The sequence below is a fragment of the Streptomyces sp. NPDC054847 genome (assembly GCF_053610925.1).
In genome coordinates, this window is sequence record NZ_JBSGZJ010000435.1 from 1 (window position 1) to 6,012 (window position 6,012).

Annotated in this window: 3 protein-coding genes; 2 read left to right on the forward strand and 1 reads right to left on the reverse strand. The window is 70.5% G+C overall.

What is annotated here, in order from left to right; all coding sequences use genetic code 11:
- Positions 1 to 42 precede the first annotated feature (42 nt).
- Positions 43 to 1,521, reverse strand: a complete 1,479-nt coding sequence (eccD, locus tag ACWGH4_RS29370) for a type VII secretion integral membrane protein EccD (protein ID WP_453466255.1) — start codon at positions 1,519 to 1,521, stop codon at positions 43 to 45.
- A 186-nt stretch (positions 1,522 to 1,707) separates the two neighbouring features.
- Between eccD and eccCa the strand changes: the two genes are divergently transcribed.
- Together eccCa and ACWGH4_RS29380 are read left to right on the forward strand one after the other, a co-directional pair.
- Positions 1,708 to 5,658 (forward strand): type VII secretion protein EccCa, encoded by a 3,951-nt coding sequence (eccCa, locus tag ACWGH4_RS29375; RefSeq protein ID WP_453466257.1) that lies wholly within the window; start codon positions 1,708 to 1,710, stop codon positions 5,656 to 5,658.
- Positions 5,659 to 5,782: 124 nt separating this feature from the next.
- The coding region (locus ACWGH4_RS29380; protein ID WP_453466259.1) for a DUF397 domain-containing protein at positions 5,783 to 6,012 on the forward strand (230 nt) is incomplete at its 3' end.

The window sequence follows — 6,012 nt, forward strand, 5'->3', positions numbered from 1 at the left end:
GCCCGGTACCGGCCGGGCGCCGCCACGCCCGGCCGGCCACGGCTAGCTGGTGAGCGAGCGGGCCGCGTCGTAGACGTCCAGGACGGCGAGGCAGAGCGGGACCAGGGAGAGCAGCACGGCACCCTCGGTGATGTCCAGGAGCCGGCCCCAGAAGGGGGAGAGGCCCTTCTTGGGGATGACCAGTCCGATCGCCGTGATCAGCGCGGCACCGGCGGCCACGGCGGCCGTGAGCCAGATCGTACGGATGTCCAGGCCGCCCCGGTCGCCGTACATCAGGAAGTCCTTCATCAGGTCGACCGGCGGGTTCAGGGAGAGGCCGAGGACCAGCAGGGCGATGGCCGCGATGCCCGCCACCAGGGTGCAGGCGACCTGCGAGGTGTAGCGGAAGAGGCGGGCGCGCAGCAGCATCGCCAGACCGGCGGCCAGGGCCAGGAACTGCCCCCAGACGTTGCTGGAGAAGCCGAGCACGGCGGCGCAGCCGACGACGACCGCGGCGCATCCGCCGACCAGGCCGAGCAGCATCTCGTGGCCGCGGCGCGCCTGGGCGGCGATCCGCTCGGCGTCGACCGGCTCGGCCTCCGGCGGCTCGTTCGGGTCCGTGTAGCCGTCGCCCTCGAACTCGTCGGCGGCGCTGCGGGGCGCGGCGTAGCCGATGGGGAGGCGGGCGAAGCGGGCGGAGAGGCCGGGCAGGAAGGCCACCAGGCCGATGGCTACCGGCACCACGACGGCTGCCGTCCCGGTCGCGGACCACTCCGTCATGATCGCCAGGAAGGTGGCGGCGGTGCCGGTGACGGCCAGGAACGTGGCCGCGACGAACGGGGCGTCGCCGCTGGGCGTGAGGGCGACGAGGGCCACGGAGGCGATCAGCACGGTCACACAGCCGAGGAGGAACTGCAGTCGGCCGGGGCCTTGGCCCGCGTCGGGGCCGATGATTCCGGAGCCGGCGATGAGCAGGAGGGGCAGCGCCCCGAGTCCGAGGGCCACGGCCGTGCCGCGGTCCGCGTAGACGCGTGCCCGCACACCGGCGAAGGCGGTGAGCAGCACGCCCGCGGCGCCCGCGATGATGCCCGGCAGGCTGTGCATGTCGTGGCGGACGGGATCGGCGAACCACAGCACGAAGCCCATCAGGACGAGCAGCAGCACGCCGCCGACGAGGCCGGCTCCGCGCAGCAGGTCGTCGCTCCACAGGTGACGGTCGCGGACCACGGCGGACGCCACGGCGTCGGAGACGTCGTCGAAGACGGCCGGGGGCAGGGACTCCGCGAACGGACGCAGGCTCAACACGTCGCCGTCGACCACCCGTTGGGCGGCGAGGGACCGTGCGCCGTCGAGGACCGTGCCGTCCCTGCGGACCAGGTGGTAGCCGGTGGGTGCGCCCGCCGCCTGCGTCTGTCCGGTCAGGCGCAGGATCTCCGGATAGACGTCGGCAACGGCGATGTCCTCGGGGAGGGCGACATCGATACGACTGTCCGGCGCCACAACGGTGACGCGGCAGAAGCCGGTCGCTGCGGTCGTACTCACGTGTGTGGACCCCCTGATTCGCGGTTGCGCACGATGCGCGCGCCACCCTACCGGGACACGTGGGACCGGTCTGCAAGTAGGATCACCGTCGCGCGGAGGGGAGCGCGCCGATCACCCGGTCCCGGGGGCGTCGGTGGCGGAACCGGCCCATCCGTCTTCCGTCCGTCTCGAGGGATTGATGCTCCGGTGAGCCAGATCGTCGTGAAACGCCCGCCGAGGTCCCTGCCGCCCGAAGTCCCCACAAGGGAACTGGTTCTGGAGGCGCCTCCAGAGCTGCCGCGAGGCCAGCAGGAGGGCATGCTGATGCAGGTCCTGCCGGTTCTCGGCATGGGCTCCTCCGTGGTCTTCTTCTTCTCGCCGCAGGCACCTCCGTTCATGCGCATCATGGGTGTGCTGATGCTGGTCTCGACGGTCGCGATGGTTGTGGCACAGGTCGTCAGGTACCGCCGTGGTACGCAGGGGCAAATGGCCGATGTCCGTCGTGACTACCTCAAATACCTCGCACAGACGCGGCGTACGGTGCGCAAGACCGCGCGTAAGCAGCGCGACGCGCAGCTCTATCTGCACCCCTCCCCCGAGCAGTTGTGGTCGGTGGTGGCCGAAGGGTCCCGCCTGTGGGAACGACGGGTGGGAGACAAGGACTTCGCCCAGGTCCGTATCGGCCTGGGCGCGCAGCAGCTCGCCACGCCGCTGATCGCTCCGGACACGGCGCCGGTCGACGAGCTGGAGCCGCTGGCGGCCGGTGCGATGCAGCAGTTCCTGGCTGCCCACGGTTCGCTGGACGGCCTGCCGATGGCCGTCTCGATGCGCGCCTTCTACCACGTGACGGTCTCCGGCGAGCCGGAGTCGGCGCAGGCCACGGCCCGTGCGCTCGTCTCCCAGCTGGTGACGCTGCACTCGCCCGACGACCTGATGCTGGCTGTCGTCGCGGCGCCGGGCGCGGTGGCCCGTTGGGACTGGACGAAGTGGCTCCCGCACACGCAGGTGCCCGGTCAGGTGGACGGCGCGGGCACCAAGCGTCTGTTCGGCGACGACCTCGGTGAGCTGGAGCAGATGCTGCACAGCCGGCTCGACGGCCGGCCGCGCTTCAGCCGCGAGAACCAGCCCGTGATGGACCAGCCCCACATCGTCGTCGTGCTCGACGGCGGGATGGTGCCGCCGGACTCCCTGTTCGCGGCAGCGGAGGGCCTTCAGGGCGTCACCATCGTCGAGGTCGTCTCCGGGGACCTGGACGAGCCCCGCGGCGGACTGTCCGTCGTCGTGCGGCCGGGCAGGCTCCGGCTGGAGTCGGGCTCGCGGGTGGCGTACGAGGGGATTCCCGACGGCATCTCGCTGCCCGCGGCGGAGGCGCTCGCCCGTCAGCTCGCGCCGCTGCGCATGGGGGGCGGCGACGACGACGAACCGCTGCTCTCCAACCTCGACTTCACCGATCTGCTGAACCTCGGCGACGCCGCGGGTATCGACGTGGCCCGTACGTGGCGGCCCCGTTCCGTGGCCGAGCGGCTGCGTGTGCCGATCGGCGTGGGCGAGGACGGCCAGCCGGTCATGCTCGACCTCAAGGAGGCCGCGCAGGAGGGCATGGGCCCGCACGGCCTGTGCGTCGGCGCGACCGGTTCCGGCAAGTCGGAACTGCTGCGCACCCTGGTCCTCGGGCTCGCGGTGACCCACTCCTCCGAGACGCTCAATTTCGTTCTCGCGGACTTCAAGGGTGGTGCGACGTTCGCGGGAATGTCGCAGATGCCGCACGTCGCGGCGGTCATCACCAACCTGTCGGACGACCTGACGCTGGTCGACCGCATGGGCGACGCGATCCGCGGTGAGCTGCAGCGCCGCCAGGAACTGCTGCACAAGTCGGGCAACTACGCCAACATCCACGACTACGAGAAGGCCCGCGCGGCGGGCGCCGCGCTCGAGCCGCTCGCCTCGCTCGTGCTGGTTCTTGACGAGTTCTCCGAACTCCTCACCGCCAAGCCGGACTTCATCGACATGTTCATCCAGATCGGCCGCATCGGCCGTTCGCTGGGTGTCCATCTGCTGCTCGCGTCGCAGCGCTTGGAGGAGGGCAAGCTGCGCGGTCTGGACACGTACCTGTCGTACCGGATCGGTCTGCGCACCTTCTCGGCGGCCGAGTCCCGCACGGCGATCGGTGTGCCGGACGCGTACCACCTGCCTTCCGTGCCCGGTTCCGGCTACCTGAAGTTCGGTACCGACGAGATGACCCGCTTCAAGGCGGCCTACGTGTCCGGTACGTACCGCACCGGGGGCCCGGACCTCTCGGTCGGCCATCTGTCCGTCGAGCGGCGGCCGGCGCTGTTCACCGCGGCTCCGGTGCCGGTCGTGTACGCGGCCCCCGACCCGTCGGCCACCGCACCGAGCGGTTCGGACGACGAGGCCCTCGCCGACACGGTCCTCGATGTGATCGTGCGCCGGCTGGAGGGTCAGGGCGTGCCGGCACACCAGGTGTGGCTGCCGCCGCTGGACCAGGCCCCGACGCTCGACCAGTTGCTGCCCGGCCTCGCTCCCACCGCGGATCGCGGACTCACCGCGACCGAGTACACCCGGCCGGGTGGTCTGATCGTGCCGCTGGGCCTGATCGACAAGCCGTTCGAGCAGCGGCGTGAGGTGCTGTACCGCGACTTCTCCGGTGCCGCGGGCCACATGATGGTGGTCGGCGGTCCGCAGTCCGGCAAGTCGACGCTGATGCGCACCCTGATCTCCTCCTTCGCCCTCACCCACACACCGGGCGAAGTGCAGTTCTACGGGCTGGACTTCGGCGGTGGCGGTCTGTCGTCCCTCTCGGACCTGCCGCATGTCGGCGGTATCGCCTCGCGTCTCGACCCCGAGCGGGTGCGGCGTGCCGTGGCCGAGGTCATGGGCGTCCTGAACCGGCGTGAGGAGTTCTTCCGGGCGAACGGCATCGACTCCATCCAGACGTACCGGCGCAAGCGTGCCGCGGGTGAACTGCCGGGCGAGGCCTGGGGAGACGTCTTCCTGGTCATCGACGGCTGGGGCGGCTTCAAGAACGACTACGAGATGCTGGAGCCCATCGTCTCGGACATCGCCGCCCGCGGCCTGGGCTACGGCATCCACGTCGTCATCACCGCCGCCCGCTACATGGAGGTGCGCGCGGCGCTCAAGGACCAGATGCTCGGCCGTCTCGAGCTGCGTCTGGGCGATGTGATGGACTCCGAGTTCGACCGCAAGGTCGCGGCCAACGTCCCGGCCGGGGTGCCCGGCCGTGGCCAGGTGCCGGAGAAGCTGCACTTCATGACGGCGCTGCCGCGGATCGACTCGGTGAGCAGCTCCGGCGACCTCGCCGACGGCGTTTCCGCATTTGTCCAGGCGGTGAAGAGCAACTGGTCCGGTCCGGCGGCTCCGACGATCCGGCTGCTGCCGCGCAGGCTGCCCGCGGAGCAGCTGCCGAAGGGCTTCGAGTACCCCCAGCACGGCATCGCGATCGGCATCGACGAGACGAACCTGGAACCGGTCTTCGTCGACTTCGAGACCGATCCCTTCCTGATGGTGTTCGGCGAGAGCGAGTCGGGAAAGACGAACCTGCTGCGGCTCGTCGCCAAGCAGATCGCCGAGCGGTACACGCCGGAGCAGGCGCGCATCGTGGTGGGTGACTACCGTCGCACCATGCTGGAGGCGGTCCCGGCGTCCCACCTGCTCGAGTACGCGCCGATGGCGTCGGCGATGGAGATGCACATGGACGCGATCTCCACGGTGATGGAACGGCGTGCCCCCAAGCCGGACATCACACCGCAGCAGCTGCGTGACCGCAGCTGGTGGTCGGGTCCGCAGCTGTTCGTCGTGATCGACGACTACGAACTGGTCGCCACCAACTCCGGCAATCCGCTGGCGTCGCTGGCCGAGAAACTGCCCTACGCGCGCGACGTGGGTGTCCGCTTCATCGTGGCGCGCAACGCCGCGGGAGCGTCCCGCGCGATGTACGAGCCGTTCATGCAGCGCATGAAGGAACTGGGCGGCCAGGGTGTCATCCTGTCCGGCAGCCCGGCCGAGGGCGACATCATGGGCAACGTGAGGGCCCGTCCGATGCCGCCGGGACGGGGCACGTTCGTGTCACGCAAGAGGGGCAACCCGCTGATCCAGGTCGGCTGGTACCCGGGTCAGTAGGAGCGCGTCGACCGGCCCCCCGGTCGCCTTGCACACCGCCCGGCCGTTCGTCAAGAACGGCCGGGCGCACGCAGTAGTGTGACCATCTGCAACTGCTGGGTGACATGCATGGAGGGACGCGCCGATGACTGACGCAGTCGACAAGGAACGTCAGAAGGAAGAGCTGTACGCCCTCGACATCTCCGGTGTGGAGTGGGTCGGCGCTCCCGGCACGAGTCCCGACGAGGAACGGGTCGAGATCGCCCACCTGCCGGGCGGTGCCGTCGCGATGCGTTCGTCGCTGGACCACGACACGGTGCTGCGCTACACGGACGCCGAATGGCGGGCCTTCGTGCTGGGCGCGCGGGACGGCGA